Genomic DNA, 14,076 nt, shown 5'->3' on the forward strand with positions numbered 1-14,076 from the left:
GGTGCGGGCCGCCCGGCCGAGGACGGCCACGGCGACGCGGGCAGCGGCGACGCCGGCCGCGCCGTCGCTAGGCCGGGCCCGGTTGGGTGGGCCAGAGGCGGGAGCCGGTGAGGCGGTCGCCGAAGACGTCGTCGGGGTTGGACAGCACGCAGTTCTCCAGCGACAGGCAGCCGCAGCCGATGCAATCGGTCAAGTGGTCGCGCAGTCGCCCCAGTTGGCGGATCCGTTCGTCCAGGACGGCCCGCCAGTTCTCCGACAGCCGCGCCCAGTCCTCCCGGTTGGGCGTCCGTTCCTCCGGGAGCTGGCTCAGCGCTTCGCGGATGGTGGCCAGAGGGATCCCGACCCGCTGCGCGGCCCGCACGAACGCGACGCGGCGCAGCGCGTCACGACTGTAGCGGCGCTGGTTGCCGGAGGTCCGGCGGCTTCGGATCAGGCCTTTGGCCTCGTAGAAGTGGAGCGCGGAGACGGCCGCGCCGCTCCGCGCGGACAGCTGGCCGACGGTGAGTTCTTGGACCTTCTCGGGAATCTGCGGCACCCTGCCGAGCCTAACGGCCGCTCACGGCGGGCCGTTGACAGGGGCGGGGCCGCCACCCATGCTGAGCGCTGAGCAAGCGCTTGTTCCGTCCGCGAGAGGGAGTGGCATGGCCGAGCCGAGGATCTTCACGTCCGCCGAGGAGCTGCACGCCGGGATCGGCGAACCGCTCGGTCCGAGCGACTGGCTCACGGTCGACCAGAAGCGGATCGACCTCTTCGCGGACGCCACGGGCGACCACCAGTGGATCCATGTGGATCCGGCGCGGGCCGCGTCCGGCCCCTTCGGCCGCACCATCGCGCACGGCTATCTCACCCTGTCGCTGCTGCCCAGCCTGGTGCCGCAGGTCATGCGCGTCGAGGGCATGAAGATGGGCCTCAACTACGGCGTGGACAAGGTCCGCTTCCCGGCCCCGGTCCCGGTCGACTCGCGGCTGCGCGCCACCGCCGTGATCACCTCGGTGACCGAGGCGGCCGGCGGCGGCGTACAGGTGGCGGCGACCGTCACCGTCGAGCGGGAGGGCGGGGACAAGCCGGTGTGCGTGGCCGAGTCCTTGTCCCGGTACTACTTCTGAGGCCCTTCACCCGCCCGGCCCCGTCCGGGGCTTCCCCTGCGCCACGGCGGCCGGCGACCGCCCGCGCGCCCGCTACTTCTGCCGCGCTCCGACCATCCGCAGCACCAGGTCGGCGTAGAGCTCGCCGACCTCCTCCGGGCTGCGCCGACCGGCCGTGTTGAACCAGCGGGCCACGTCGATGCACAGCGACAGGACGGCCAGGGTGGTGCCGGGGACGTCGGGGACGTCGAAGTCCCCCGCCTCGACGCCCTCGGCGAGGATCCGCCGGACCGCCGCGTCGCTCTCCCGGCGCAGGGCGACGATCTCGGCGCGGTGCTCGGGGCCGAGGGCCTCCAGCTCGTACTGCACGACCCGCGCGGTCGTGTGGTGGGCGGCGTGCCAGCGGACGAACGACCGTACGGCCGCGGCGAGCCGTTCGGCGGCGCCGCCGGGGCCGTCGGCGGCGGTGGAGAGGATCTCCAGGGCCTTGTCGTGGCCGATCCGGCTGATCCGGTGGAGCAGCTCCTCCTTGGTCCGGTAGTGGATGTAGAGGGCGGCCGGGCTCATCCCGGCGCGGCTGGCGATGTCCCGGGTGGTGGTGGCGTGGTAGCCGCGTTCGGCGAAGGCGTCGACCGCGGCGACGAGCAGTCTCCGGGCGGCGTCCGGGGTGACCTCCGACCACGGCTGGTAGCCGCCGGGCTCCTCGGTCTCCTCCGCGCTGTGCATCGCTCGCTCACCCTCTCGCCGTGTGGAAGGGCCCACTGTACCGGAGGGTGAGCAAGCGCTTAGGCGTGCTACGCCTTCGGCTGGAAGGGGTCGTAGTCCACCATGATCTTCTCCATCCGGGCCTGGTCGACCCGGCTGACGATCTGACCGGCCTCCTGCCGGTCGCGGACCACCTTGGCGAGGGTGAACGCCGAGGTGGTGAGGTAGAGGACCGCGACGGCGAGGAAGGCCCGCACCCACGCGTCCGTCTCCAGGTTCCAGATGCCGATCGCCACCGCGCCGAGCGCGAGGGCGAAGGAGGCGACGGCCTGACCGTAGTACGCCGTCGTGTTCTGCTGCTTGACCGGTGTCTCGTTGAGGGGCATGGGCCCAGCATCGGGCCGCCCCGACCGGCCCGCATCCGCGCTCGTACTCAGGTCAGAACGCCGAAACCCCTGTGTACGCGCGGCCGATGAGCAGTTTCTGGATCTGGCTGGTGCCCTCGTACAGGGTCATCACGCGGGCGTCGCGCAGCAGCTTGCCGACGGGGTACTCGTCGATGTAGCCGTAACCGCCGTGCACCTGGAGGGCGTTGTTCGCCGCACGGACGGCCGCCTCGGAGGCGAAGAGCTTGGCGGTCGAGGACTCGGTCGCGAACGGCCGCCCCCGGTCGATCAGATCGGCCACGCGCCAGGTCAGCAGCCGGGCCGCGTCCACGTCGACGGCGATGTCCGCGATCAGCTCCTGGACCAGCTGGTGCCCGGCGATCGGCCGGCCGAACTGCTCGCGCTGCGTCGCGTGGGCCACGGCCGCCTCCAGCGCGGCCCGGCCGAGGCCCACGCAGCCGGCGGCGACCGACATCCGGCCCTTGGCCAGCGCCGACATCGCCACGGAGAAGCCCTTACCGGCCGGTCCGAGCAGGGCGGAGGCGGGCACCCGTACGCCGTCCAGGACCAGTTCGGCGGTCGCCTGGCCGCGCAGCCCGAGCTTGCCGCGGACCTCCCGGCGGGTGAGGCCCGGGGTGTCGGTGGGCACCAGGAACGCCGAGATCCCCGGTGGCCGGGGGCCTCCCCGGTGCGGGCGAACACCAGGGCCAGGTCCGCCCAGGTGCCGTTGGTGATGAACATCTTGGTGCCGGTGAGGACGTAGTGGCCGCCGTCGCGCACCGCGCGGGTGGTGAGGTTCGCCGCGTCGGAGCCGGTGCCGGGCTCGGTCAGGGCGAAGCAGCCGAGCGCGTCGCCCGCGCACAGCCGGGGCAGCCAGGCGCGCTTGTGCGCCTCGCTCCCCCAGGTCGCGAGCGTCTTGGCGACCAGGCCCAGGGAGACGGACAGGATGCCGCGCACGGCGGAGTCGCCGCGGCCGAGCTCCTCGGTGACCAGCACGTACGTGAGGTGGTCGCCGCCGGAGCCGCCGTACTCCTCGGGGACCGTCAGGCCCAGGAAGCCCAGCGCGCCGAGTTTCTTGACGATGCCGCGGTCCACGCGCTCGGCGCGGTCCCACTCGGCGGCGTACGGGGCGATCTCGCGGTCGGTGAACTCGCGGGCCAGCTGGCGGACCGCGCTCTGCTCCTCGCTGAGCTCCAGGTTCATGAACGGCCCACCCTCGCTTTATTAGCGGTGCTAGTTTTTGCCGGGCAGCCCCTACTATGTGCCGCATGGCCAGACCGCGCAAGCCCCTCCTCAGCCGCGACCGCATCGTCGCCGCGGCCGGCCGACTGGTGGACGAGGAAGGGCTGGAGGCGCTGTCCACCCGGCGGCTGGCGGCGGCGCTCGGGGTGAGCGGACCCTCGCTCTACAACCACTTCCGCACCAAGGACGAGATCCTGGACGCGGTCGCGGACGCGGTGAGCGCGCGGGTGGACCTGGCGATGTTCGAGCCGGACGATCCGCGCGACTGGCGCACGGCGCTGCACGACTGGGCGCACTCCTACCGCGACGCGCTGGCCGACCACCCCCACCTGGTGCCGGTGCTGGCGCGCGGGCCGGGGCGGCGGCCGGCCGGACTGCGGGTGGCGGACGCCGTGTTCGGCGCGATGACGGCGGCCGGCTGGCCCCCGGCCCAGGCCACCCGGATCGGCGCGCTGATGCGGTACTTCATCCTGGGCTCGGCGGTCGGCTCGTTCGCCGGCGGTTTCGTGGACGACGCCGCGGCCTACGACCCGGCGGACTACCCGCACCTGGGCCAGGCCCATCTGCTGGCCGAGCGGCGCGCCGAGGTGGACGAGGGCGCCTTCGAGGCGGGGCTGGCCGCGCTGCTGGACGGCCTGGCGCTGCAGTTCGAGGCGGTGCGGCGGGAGGCGGGGCGCGGGCGGCGCCCGGACGTGGGCCCGGGCGCCGCCTCCCCTGGCCCAGTCTGACGCAAGCGGGCCCGGGTCTGGAGTACTTTTTTAGAAATTCTCTCTACATACGACGCCTACGACGGGAAGACCACCAGCGACCGGCCGCCCTTGCCCGCGAGCATCGCCTCGAAGGCCGCCGGGATGCCCTCCAGCCCGATCCGGTCGGTCACCAGCGCCCCGAGGTCCAGCCGCCCCGCACGGACGTGCTCGGCCAGCACCGGCAGGTCACGGGCCGGGTCGCTGTTGCCGTAGACGCACCCGGTCAGGCTGCGGGCGAAGTGGAAGATCTCCAGGGCGTGGAAGCCGACCTGCTGCTCCTTGCCGCCGATGCCCACGACCACGGTCCGGCCGCCGCGCCGGGTGCATTCCCAGGCGGTGCGGATGGTCGTGGCCCGGCCCACGCACTCCACGGCCACGTCCGCGCCGTGTCCGCCGGTCAGCGCCCGGATCTCCTTGGCCGTGGTCTGCGAGGCGAGCAGGAACTCGGTGGCTCCGGCGGCGCGGGCCAGTTCCTCCTTGGCCGGGGACACGTCCACGGCCACGATCGGCCCGGCCCCGGCGATCCGGGCCGCCTGCAGGGCAGCCAGGCCCACCCCGCCGGCCCCGAACACGACCACCGACTCCCCCGCCCGGACCCGGGCGCTGTGGTGCACGGCGCCGAACCCGGTGAGGACGGCGCAGCCCAGCAGGGCGGCCTCGGCGAGCGGGATGCCGGGTGGGGCGGGCAGCACGCAGCGCGCCGCGACGACGGTCTCCTCGGCGAACGCGGCCACGTTCAGGCCGGGGTGGAGCTCGCTGCCGTCGGCCCGGTGCGCGTGGACGGCCCCCACCCCGGTCAGGGCGTCGGCGCAGAGCCACACCTCGCCGAGCCCGCAGTAGTGGCACTGCCCGCAGGACGGCGCCCAGTTGAGGACGACCCCGTCGCCGGGGGCGACGTGGGTGACGCCCTCGCCGACGGCGAGCACGGTCCCGGCGCCCTCGTGGCCGAGGACGGCGGGAACGGGCACCCGCATGGTCCCGTCGCTGAGGGACAGGTCGGAATGGCAGACCCCGGCGGCGGCGAGTTTGACCCGCACCTGCCCGGGGCCGGGCTCGGGCAGGACGATCTCCGCTATCTCCAGCGGGGCTCCCACGGCGGGCAGGACGGCGGCGCGGACCACGATGCTGACTCCTCGGCGGTCGGACGATCGGGCGATCAGAACTGCAGGGACTTGGTCTGGAGGTACTCGGCCAGGCCGTGGGGACCCAGTTCGCGGCCGATGCCCGACTGCTTCCAGCCGCCGAAGGGGGCGAGCGGGTTGAACCGGCCGCCGTTGATGTCCACCTGGCCGGTCTCCATGCGGCGCGCGAAGGCGACGGCGCTGTCCTCGTCGGCCGCCCAGACCGCGCCGCCGAGGCCGTAGACGGTGCCGTTGGCGATGCGCAGGGCGTCGTCCTCGTCCTCGTAGCGCAGGATCGCGAGGACCGGGCCGAAGATCTCCTCCTGGGCGACGGTCATCTCGGGCGTGACGTCGGCGAACACGGTCGGGGCGACGTAGTAGCCCTTCGGCCGCGGCGCCTGCGGCCCGCCCACCACCAGCCGGGCGCCCTCGGCGATGCCCTTCTCTATGTAACCGCGCACCCGGTCGCGCTGCTTGGCGTTGACCAGCGGGCCCAGCCGGGTGCCCTCGGCGCGCGGGTCGCCGAGCGGGTAGCGGGCGACGGCCTCCGCGGCGAGGGCGACGGCCTCCTCGTACCGGTCGCGGTGGACCAGCATGCGGGTGAGCGCGTTGCAGCTCTGACCGGAGTTGTTCATGACGTGGCCGACGCCGGTGGCCACGGCCTTGGCGAGGTCGGCCCCGGGCAGCACGACATTGGCCGATTTGCCGCCCAGCTCCAGCGCGACGCGCTTGATCGCGGCGCCGGCGACGGCCCCGATCCGCTTGCCGACGGCGGTGGAGCCGGTGAAGGAGACCAGGTCCACCCCGGGGTGCTCGGCCAGCGCCTGGCCGGCGACCGGGCCGGTGCCGGTCACCAGGTTGAACACCCCGGCCGGGATCCCCGCCTCGTGCACGGCCTCGGCGAAGAGCTGCGCGGTCAGCGGGGTGTCCTCGGCGGGCTTGAGGACGATCGTGCAGCCGGCGGTGAGGGCAGGGGCCACCTTGGCGACGATCTGGTGCAGCGGATAGTTCCACGGCGTGATCGCCGCGACCACGCCGACCGGCTGCATCAGCACCGTGGAGCTGCCGAGCCGCTCCTCGAAGGCGTACGTGGCGCCCAGCTCGGCGTACGAGCCGGCCACGGCGACGGGCGCGCCGACGTGGACCGCCTCGGAGAACCCGAGCGGGGCGCCGAGCTCGGCGGTGATCGTGTGCGCGAACTCGGCCTTGCGGGCGAGCAGCACGTCGCGCAGCGCGCCGACCAGGGCGGCCCGCTCGGCGGGCGGGGTGGCGGCCCAGCCGGGGAAGGCGCCGCGCGCGGCCCGGACGGCGGCGTCCACGTCCTCGGCGGTGCCCGCCGGGACCTCCGCGATCACCTGCTCGTCGGCCGGGTCGACGACCTGGATGCGGTCGGCTCCTGAGGCGGGCACCCACGCACCGCCGATGTACATCCCGTCGTGGGCCTTCATGGCATTCCTCCCGAGCAAGCGCGTCCGCGGGGACCTCGCCCGCCACCCTACAAACGAGCGGCGGTAGGTTTCTGCGGCGCGGTCTCAGATGATGCCGAAAAGCATCCCCGCCGCGAGCACCACCAGGGAGGTGAGGGCGGCCCACTTCACGGTGAAGCGGGTGTGGTCGCCGAACTCCACCTTGGCCATGCCGACCAGCACGTAGACGGCGGGGACCAGCGGGCTGGACATGTGCAGGGCCTGCCCGACCAGGGAGGCGCGGGCGATCTCCAGCGGGGGGACGCCGTGCGCGGCGCCGGCCTCGGCGAGGACCGGCAGCACGCCGAAGTAGAAGCCGTCGTTGGACATGAAGTAGGTGAGCGGCAGGCTCAGCACTCCGGTGACCAGCGCCATGTGCGGGCCCAGGCCCTCGGGGATCGCGCCCACCAGCCAGTCGGCCATGTGCTTGACCATGCCGGTGCCGGTGAGGACGCCGGTGAAGACGGCGGCGGCGAAGACCATGCCGGCGACGTTGAGGACGTTGTCGGCGTGGGCGGCGAGCCGGGCCTTCTGGTCGGGCATGTGGGGGAAGTTCACGGTGAGCGCGAGGGCGGCGCCGAGGAGGAAGAGCACCGGGATCGGGAGCAGCTCCATGATCATCGCGGTGAGCAGGGCGGCGGTCAGGGCCGCGTTGAACCAGTACAGGCGGGGGCGCAGGGTGTCCCGGTCGGGGTCGAGGCCCGGGGCGGCCGGGCCGGCCGCGTCCGCGGCGCCGGTGTCCCGGGCGGTGGCGGTGGCGGGGGCGGTGGCCATGCCGCTGCCGGTGGGCGGGCCGCTCGGGGTGGGGGTGCCGGGCCCTGCCGGGCCCGCGTGCGCGGTGGCCAGGGCCGGCGCCGCCGCGGTCGCGGGCGCGGTGGCGGCACCGGTCTCGGTCACGGGCGCGGGACCGGTCTCGGCGGTCTCCGCCACGGTCGCGGTCGCGGTCGTGGTCCGGCGCTCGGGTCGTGCCCCGTCGGCGTCCCCCGCCCCCGGCATGACCAGCGAGCCCACCCGGCGCCGCTCCCGTACGCCGAGGACGTAGGCCAGGACGAACACGAAGAGCAGGCCGACGGCGAGGGCCGGGATCATCGGGACGAAGATGTCACCGGCGTCGAGCTTGAGCGCGGTGGCGGCGCGGGCCGTCGGGCCGCCCCAGGGCAGCGTGTTCATGACGCCGTTGGCGGTCGCGGCCACGCCCGTCATCACCACGAGGCTCAGCCCGAGCCGCTTGTACAGCGGATACATGGCCGAAACGGTGATCATGAACGTGGTCGAGCCGTCCCCGTCGAGCGAGACGATCGCGGCGAGCACCGCCGTGCCGACCACGACGCGCATCGGGTCGGCCTTGCAGAAGCGCAGGATGCCCCGGACGACCGGGTCGAACAGGCCGACGTCGATCATCACGCCGAAGTAGACGATGGCGAACATCAGCATCGCGGCGGTCGGCGCGAGTTTGCCGACGCCTTCGACGACGTAGTCGCCGAGGTGGGCGCCCTTGCCGGCGAGGACGCAGAAGAGCGCGGGGATCAGGACGAGCGCCGCGATGGGCGACATTTTCTTCAGCATGATCAGGACCAGGAAGGTCGCGATCATGGCGAAGCCGAGGAGAGTCAGCATGCAGGGACGGTAGGCGCGGCGTCTTTACGCCAACAAGACGTCGCGCCGTGAGCAATACGAGCAAAACCCCAGGTCAGCGGCTCGTCACGAGAGTGGCGGGGGCGCGGCGGCGGCCGCTGGGGGCAGCGGTGCGACGGCCACCGGGAACCCGTTGAGCACGGCCGTGCCGGACAGCGGGTCGAGGAGCCGGCCGTCCAGGAGCTGGTTGACGTTGACCCCGGGGTCGGCGGCGGCCACCGACAGCCGGGTGCCGGGCCGGTCGTGGCCCCAGCCGTGCGGCAGGCTCACCACGCCCGTACGGACGGTGTCGGTGACCTCGACCGGCACGTCGAGGCTGCCGCCGTCGGCGGTGACGCGGGCCCGGCCGCCGTCGACGAGGCCGAGGCGGGCGGCGTCGGCGGGGTGGACCTGGAGGGTGCAGCGGTTGGAACCGCCGGTGAGGGCCGGGACGTTGTGCAACCAGCTGTTGTTGGAGCGCAGATGGCGGCGGCCGACGAGCACCAGGGCGCCGTCCGGGCGGCCGGCGAGCTCCTCGCGCAGCCGGGGCAGGGCGGCGGCGATCGGGGCCGGCAGCAGCTCGATCCCGCCGCTGCGGGTGCGCAGCACGTCCGGGATCCGGGGTTCCAGCGGGCCGAGGTCGATGCCGTGCGGGTGGGCGCGCAGCCGCTCCAGGGTGAGGGCCCCGGGTGCGGGGGCGGCGCCGAGCTGGTCGCCGTAGGGGCCGAGCCGCAGCATCAGGTCCAGTCGGCGTTCGGGGCCGTCGGAGCCGGTGAGCAGGGCGGCGAGGCGGGCCGGGTCCCGGCCGTGCAGCGGGGAGCCGGGGTCGGCGGTGGCCCGGTCCAGGGTCGAGCGGATCGCCAGGTCGTCCACGGCGGACGGCTCGGCGGAACCGTGGAGTCCGCTGACGGCGAGGACCAGCCGGGCGTGGATCTCGCACTCGTCGGGGCGGCCGTCCTGGAGCGGGACGGCCCGGGGGCTCCAGCGGACCTGGTTGCGTACGGCGAAGCCGTTGAAGGCGAAGTCGAAGTGCGGGCTCTGCGCGGGCGGCGGCGGGGGCAGGACGACGTGCGCGTGCCGGGAGGTCTCGTTCAGGTACGGGTCGACGCTGACCATGAAGTCCAGCCGCTCCAGGGCCGCGTCGAGCCGGTGGCCGTCGGGGGCGGAGAGCACCGGGTTGGCGGCGACGGCGATCAGCGCGCGGATCCGCCCCTCCCCCGGGGTGTCGATCTCCTCGGCGAGGGCGGCGAGCGGCAGCTCGCTCTTGACCTCGGGGTGACCGGAGACCCGGCTGGTCCAGCGGCCGAGGGCGAAGCCCTTGCCGGGCCCGGCCGGGCGGGGCGCGGGGGCGGTGGCGGAGAGCGGGAAGAGGGCGCCACCGGGCCGGTCGAGGTTGCCGGTGAGGATGTTGAGGACGTCGACCAGCCAGCTGGCGAGGGTGCCGTGGCGGGTCGTGCAGCTGCCCATGCGGCCGTAGACGGCGGCGGTGGGGGCGGCGGCGAGGTCCCGGGCGAGGCGGCGGACGTCCTCGGGCGCGAGGTCGCACGCGGGGGCGACGGCCTCGGGGGTGAAAGCGGCGAGGGCGTCGGGGAGTTCGGCCAGGCCGTGCAGGTGCGCGGCGAGCGGTCCGGGGTCGGCGAGCTTCTCGGCGAGGAGGGTGTGGGCCAGGGCCGCGAGCAGCAGGGCGTCGCTGCCGGGGCGGGGCGCGAGGTGGCGGTCGGCGAGGGCGGCGGTACGGGTGCGGCGGGGGTCCACGACGACCAGGGTGCCGCCGCGGGCGCGCAGGGCCTTGAGGCGGCCGGGGAAGTCGGGCGCGGTGCACAGGGAACCGTTGGACTCCAGCGGGTTGGCGCCCAGGAGCAGCAGGAAGTCGGTGCGGTCCAGGTCCGGCACGGGGATGGCGAACGGGTCCCCGAAGAGCAGTCCGCTGGAGACGTGCTTGGGCATCTGGTCGACGGTGCTGGCGGTGAAGAGGTTGCGGGTGCCGAGGGCCTTCAGCAGCAGCGGCGGGTAGAGGGCGCCGGCCATGGTGTGGACGTTGGGGTTGCCGAGGACGACGCCGACGCTGCCGGGGCCGTGTGCGGCGACGAGGGCCGGCACGGCGGCGGCGACGGCGGCGAAGGCCTCCTCCCAGCCGGCCTCCCGCAGCCGGCCGGCGCGGCGCACGAGCGGGGTGCGCAGCCGGTCGGGGTCGGCGTCGACGGCGCCGAGCGCGGCTCCCTTGGGGCAGATGAAGCCGCGGCTGAAGACGTCGTCGCGGTCGCCGCGGGCGCCGGTGACGGTGGTGCCCTCGATGGTGAGGGTGAGGCCGCAGGTGGCTTCGCACAAGGGGCAGATGCGCAGGGCGGTGCGGGGCATGGAACCCTCCCGGGGGTCCGGCGGCGGCGGGTCGTCCGGCGGTCGTCGTCCGGCGGTGGTCGTCCTGGGGGTGTGGTCCGGCGGTCGTGGTCCGGCGGTCGTGGTCCCGTGGTGGACGACGTACGTGGGGCGTGAGCATACCGACCGGTAGGGAGGGAGGGGAGGGGGTGGCGGGGGTGGATCGGCCGGGCCGTGGCGGGAGGTCGGGCACGGGCGGGTGGCGGGGCCCGGCGGGTGGCGGGGCCCGGCGGGTCGCGGGTGGTCAGTCCAGGACGCGGGCCAGGTACGCGTGCATCATGGCGCGGGTCTCGGCCACGATCTGCGGATCGCCCGCCGGGTCGGTACGGAAGGCCAGCCGGACCAGGGCGTCGGTGGCCTCGACGGCGACCAGGATCGCGCGGCGCAGGGGCGGTTCGGGGGTCAGGCCCAGGTGACCGCAGAGGAGTTCGGTCAGCCGGGCGGCGACCAGGAGGTTGGGGTCGGCGGCGGGGTCCTCGGCCGGGGGCGCGGGCACGCCGAAGTCGACGAGCGCGAAGCCGGGCACGGTCCGCTTCATGGCGAGGTACTCGTCCAGGACGGCGTCCACGACCGGGCGCCAGTGGGTGGCGGGCAGGGCCGCCAGACGGCGGCTGATGCCCTCGGCGTAGCGGTCGAGGTTGCGGTGGGCGAGGGCGTCGGCCATGGCGCGCTTGTTGCCGAAGAAGCGGTAGACGGAGCCGATGGGGACGCCCGCGCGGACGGCGACGGCCCGGGTGCTCAGGTTCTCGTAGCCGGTCTCGTCGAGGAGTTCGGCGCAGGCGTCGAGGATCCGGGCGAGGCGGTCGGCGCTGCGCTGCTGGACCGGGGTCCGGCGCAGGGAGTGGGCGTGAGGCACGGGGTCCATCATGCCGCTCCTGGGGCGGTGGGGGCAGGCCGGACGGAGCTCTGGCGGGGGGCGGGGTCGGGGCGGGGCGCGGGGCCGGGGTCGGGGTCGGGGCGGGCCGGGGCGGGGCCGGGTCGGCGTGGGGTCGGTTGGGGTCGGCGTGGGGGCGCGGGTCAGTTCAGGAGGAGGCCGATGCCTCCGAGGGTGTACGTGATCATCAGCGCGAGCAGCGGCAGTTGGCCGGCGACGGCGCGGTCGGGCGGGAAGAGGCGTACGGAGCGGTCGTGGGCGGCCACGACGCCGAGCACGTGGCCGGTGACGACGGCGGTCACCTGGAGCGCGGCGAGGCCGCCGGGACCCAGGGGCGGGGCGGGCGCGACGGCGTTGTCAGTGCCGAGTGCCATGCTTACCGTGCGTGGCCCTTCGGTCACCAGGAGGGAGAAGTAGTGGGCGACGAGATAGCCGAGGGCGATCGGCAGGAGTGAGTGCGCGAAGGCCGTGAGCGGGCGGGGGTGGGGTCCGCCGGCCAGCCGGGTGGCCGCCGCGCACAGGCAGAAGAGGGCGGCGACGAGGCAGACGGAGGCGAGCAGGCCGAGGGTGGCGGTGGGGGTGCGGCCGAGGGGCGAGGTCTGGACGGTGGTGATCCAGGAGGGGTGGTCGGAGAAGCCGTCGTAGGCGGTGGAGCCGAGCAGGACGCAGACGGTGGCGACGAGTCCGGGGCGCTCGGGCGTCGCGTCGAGTCCGTGGAAGGGGTTGCGCAGCACGAGCCGGCCGTCGTGGCGGCGGCCGAAGGGGGAGAAACGGGCAAGGAGGGTGGAGTACGCCTCAAAGGCGTCGCCCTCGGTGAACCAGCGCTCGCCGAACCGGGCGGCGAGCGCGAGCTGGACGGCGGCGTAGGCGGTGAGGGCGACCAGGAGGGTGGTGAGGGAGGCGGGGTCGGGCGAGACGAGTTCGAGCCAGGTGAAGCCGAACAGCCCCGCGGCGGCGGGCCGCAGGCCCAGCCCCGGCGGGAGGGGGCGGTGGACCGGGGGGTGGCCGCGGTGCGCCGTACGGGCCCGGTCGACCAGGAGGTGCAGGGTGCGCAGGGGGTTGAGGAGGCGCCAGACGGGGCCGAGGAGCAGCGAGGCGGGCACGAGCCCGACCCAGAACAGGACGTAGACGGCGCCGGGGCCGGGATTGCGCTCCGGATCGTCGGGGCCGAGGAGGAGGGAGGCGAGGAGGGCGAGCGCGGCGGCGAGGCCGAGGGCGCGCAGGGCGGTACGGGTGGCGGGGGCGTCGGCCGCGCGCTGGAGGGCGGCGGGCAGGGGTCGGCCGGAGCGGTCGCCGCGGAAGCGGGGGGTGGACCAGAGGAGGGCGAGCGCGAGGAAGGAGACGAACAGCGCGGTGAAGGCGCCGGCGAAGGCGTAGAAGGGGGAGATGGGCAGGTCGTGGGTGGAGCCCACGCCGTGGGCGAGCGGCTGGGGGGTCACCGGACGAGGAGTTGGGTCAGCAGGAGTCCCGAGGCGTGGGTCTCGACCTCGAAGAGGCCGGTGCGGTCCACGGTGAGGACGAGGACGGCCTCCCGGCCCGGCGGGAGGGTGAGTTCCTGGTCGTAGCCGTGGACGTGCAGGGTGTCGGCGCGGTCGCTGGTGACGCGCAGGGCCACGCGTTCGCCGCGCTTGAGCTCGGTGCGGCCGGGCGCGGGGGTCACCTTGCCCCCGCGCACGGCGACCGTGACGGTCCGATCGGCGGTCGGGGCACCGGCGCCCCCGGTGGCCGGGGCGCCGGTTCCCCCGGCGGGCGGGGCGCCGCTCGCGCCGTGGGGCGGCGCGCCGGTTCCCGCGGCGGGCGGGGCTGCCGTCGCTCCTGCGCTCTGCCCGGCGGTTCCGCCGCCACTCGGGGCGCCGGGGTCGGCGCCGGGGGCCGGGGCGGTGTGCTGGTGACCGCCCGAGGCAGCGGGGGTGGGGGGCGGGGCGGGGGCGGGGAGATCGGCCGTGGCCTCCACCGGCTTGCCGCCGACGGACCACACGGTGTGGTCGTCGGCGTAGAGCCGGACGGTCAGGGTGCGCCGCGCCCCCTCGGGGACCTGCGCCGCGGGGAGGTGGAACCAGGGTCCGTACAGGCGGGCCAGTTTGCGGCCGTCCAGCTCCAGATGGGCGTGCCCGGCGCCCGCGAGGGCGGCTCCGCCGGTGCTGTCGGGGGTGAAACGGAAGTTCTCCACGGTCAACTGGAGGTTCCAGCCGTCCTCGGTGTCGGCCCGGACCGCCAGGCCGACCCGGGGCGCGCCCTCGGCCGCGACCTCCCGCAGCCGGTGGCCCGCCGCGTCCGTGGTCTCCAGCAGCGATCCCACGCTCCCGCTGGCCTGCTCGTGGGTGGTCCCGGGCTTGTGGTGGGTGGTGGCCCGCCCCCCGCACCCCGCCAGCACCCCGGCCACGAGCACCACCCCGACAGCCCCGACCACCACCCGCCGCGCCCGCCCCGCGCGAGCGCGATCCACCCAGGCCGCCCC

The 14,076-nt window shown here is 75.0% G+C and carries 12 protein-coding genes and 1 pseudogene; 2 read left to right on the forward strand and 11 right to left on the reverse strand.

Annotated elements, in window-relative coordinates:
* Positions 1-67: 67 nt before the first annotated feature.
* Positions 68-535 (reverse strand): redox-sensitive transcriptional activator SoxR, encoded by a 468-nt coding sequence (gene soxR / locus LG632_RS26180; protein WP_226730015.1) that lies wholly within the window; start codon positions 533-535, stop codon positions 68-70.
* Between the two features lie 106 nt (positions 536-641).
* Here soxR and LG632_RS26185 point away from each other — a divergent pair, with 106 nt between their 5' ends.
* Positions 642-1,106, forward strand: coding sequence for a MaoC family dehydratase (locus LG632_RS26185; RefSeq protein ID WP_226730016.1), 465 nt, complete (start codon positions 642-644; stop codon positions 1,104-1,106).
* A 72-nt stretch (positions 1,107-1,178) separates the two neighbouring features.
* On the opposite strand, the gene LG632_RS26190 is transcribed toward LG632_RS26185, so the two are convergent.
* From LG632_RS26190 to LG632_RS26200, 3 genes and pseudogenes are all read right to left on the reverse strand, one after another.
* The gene (locus tag LG632_RS26190; protein WP_226730017.1) at positions 1,179-1,811 is read right to left on the reverse strand and encodes a TetR/AcrR family transcriptional regulator; all 633 of its coding nucleotides are present in this window, start codon (positions 1,809-1,811) and stop codon (positions 1,179-1,181) included.
* Between the two features lie 68 nt (positions 1,812-1,879).
* Entirely contained in the window at positions 1,880-2,176 is a 297-nt protein-coding gene (locus LG632_RS26195; RefSeq protein WP_226730018.1) for a YiaA/YiaB family inner membrane protein, read from the reverse strand.
* A 52-nt stretch (positions 2,177-2,228) separates the two neighbouring features.
* Positions 2,229-3,379: pseudogene (locus LG632_RS26200) on the reverse strand (acyl-CoA dehydrogenase family protein).
* A 65-nt stretch (positions 3,380-3,444) separates the two neighbouring features.
* On the opposite strand from LG632_RS26200, the gene LG632_RS26205 reads away from it, so the two are divergent.
* Entirely contained in the window at positions 3,445-4,146 is a 702-nt protein-coding gene (locus LG632_RS26205; RefSeq protein WP_226730019.1) for a TetR/AcrR family transcriptional regulator, read from the forward strand.
* 56 nt (positions 4,147-4,202) lie between these two features.
* Here the strand turns inward: LG632_RS26205 and LG632_RS26210 are convergent, their stop codons facing one another.
* The 7 genes from LG632_RS26210 to LG632_RS26240 all read right to left on the reverse strand — a co-directional run bounded on the left by LG632_RS26210 (position 4,203) and on the right by LG632_RS26240 (position 14,064).
* On the reverse strand, positions 4,203-5,288 hold the full coding sequence (locus LG632_RS26210) for a Zn-dependent alcohol dehydrogenase (RefSeq protein WP_226730020.1): 1,086 nt from the start codon (positions 5,286-5,288) through the stop codon (positions 4,203-4,205).
* Positions 5,289-5,323: 35 nt separating this feature from the next.
* Positions 5,324-6,736, reverse strand: a complete 1,413-nt coding sequence (locus LG632_RS26215; protein ID WP_226730021.1) for an aldehyde dehydrogenase family protein — start codon at positions 6,734-6,736, stop codon at positions 5,324-5,326.
* A gap of 84 nt (positions 6,737-6,820) precedes the next feature.
* Entirely contained in the window at positions 6,821-8,371 is a 1,551-nt protein-coding gene (locus tag LG632_RS26220) for a CitMHS family transporter (RefSeq protein WP_226730022.1), read from the reverse strand.
* Positions 8,372-8,455: 84 nt separating this feature from the next.
* Positions 8,456-10,726, reverse strand: coding sequence for a molybdopterin-dependent oxidoreductase (locus LG632_RS26225; RefSeq protein ID WP_226730023.1), 2,271 nt, complete (start codon positions 10,724-10,726; stop codon positions 8,456-8,458).
* 262 nt (positions 10,727-10,988) lie between these two features.
* Entirely contained in the window at positions 10,989-11,609 is a 621-nt protein-coding gene (locus tag LG632_RS26230) for a TetR/AcrR family transcriptional regulator (protein ID WP_226730024.1), read from the reverse strand.
* A 152-nt stretch (positions 11,610-11,761) separates the two neighbouring features.
* Positions 11,762-13,057: a hypothetical protein gene (locus LG632_RS26235; RefSeq protein WP_226730025.1), complete on the reverse strand. Its 1,296-nt coding sequence runs from the start codon at positions 13,055-13,057 to the stop codon at positions 11,762-11,764.
* Positions 13,054-14,064, reverse strand: a complete 1,011-nt coding sequence (locus LG632_RS26240; protein ID WP_445271396.1) for a hypothetical protein — start codon at positions 14,062-14,064, stop codon at positions 13,054-13,056. The genes LG632_RS26235 and LG632_RS26240 overlap by 4 nt, the downstream gene beginning before the upstream one ends.
* Between the last annotated feature and the right edge of the window lie 12 nt (positions 14,065-14,076).

The organism is Streptomyces antimicrobicus, from assembly GCF_020532625.1.
GTDB classification, from domain to species: Bacteria; Actinomycetota; Actinomycetes; order Streptomycetales; family Streptomycetaceae; genus Streptomyces; species Streptomyces antimicrobicus.

Excerpts from the sequence above, each read along its gene's own strand:
- LG632_RS26220 (WP_226730022.1), bottom strand. The coding sequence starts at position 8,371 with ATGCTGACTCTCCTCGGCTTCGCCATGATCGCGACCTTCCTGGTCCTG.
- LG632_RS26230 (WP_226730024.1), bottom strand. The coding sequence starts at position 11,609 with ATGGACCCCGTGCCTCACGCCCACTCCCTGCGCCGGACCCCGGTCCAG.
- LG632_RS26215 (WP_226730021.1), bottom strand. The coding sequence starts at position 6,736 with ATGAAGGCCCACGACGGGATGTACATCGGCGGTGCGTGGGTGCCCGCC.
- LG632_RS26195 (WP_226730018.1), bottom strand. The coding sequence starts at position 2,176 with ATGCCCCTCAACGAGACACCGGTCAAGCAGCAGAACACGACGGCGTAC.
- LG632_RS26205 (WP_226730019.1), top strand. The coding sequence starts at position 3,445 with ATGGCCAGACCGCGCAAGCCCCTCCTCAGCCGCGACCGCATCGTCGCC.
- LG632_RS26185 (WP_226730016.1), top strand. The coding sequence starts at position 642 with ATGGCCGAGCCGAGGATCTTCACGTCCGCCGAGGAGCTGCACGCCGGG.
- LG632_RS26190 (WP_226730017.1), bottom strand. The coding sequence starts at position 1,811 with ATGCACAGCGCGGAGGAGACCGAGGAGCCCGGCGGCTACCAGCCGTGG.
- LG632_RS26225 (WP_226730023.1), bottom strand. The coding sequence starts at position 10,726 with ATGCCCCGCACCGCCCTGCGCATCTGCCCCTTGTGCGAAGCCACCTGC.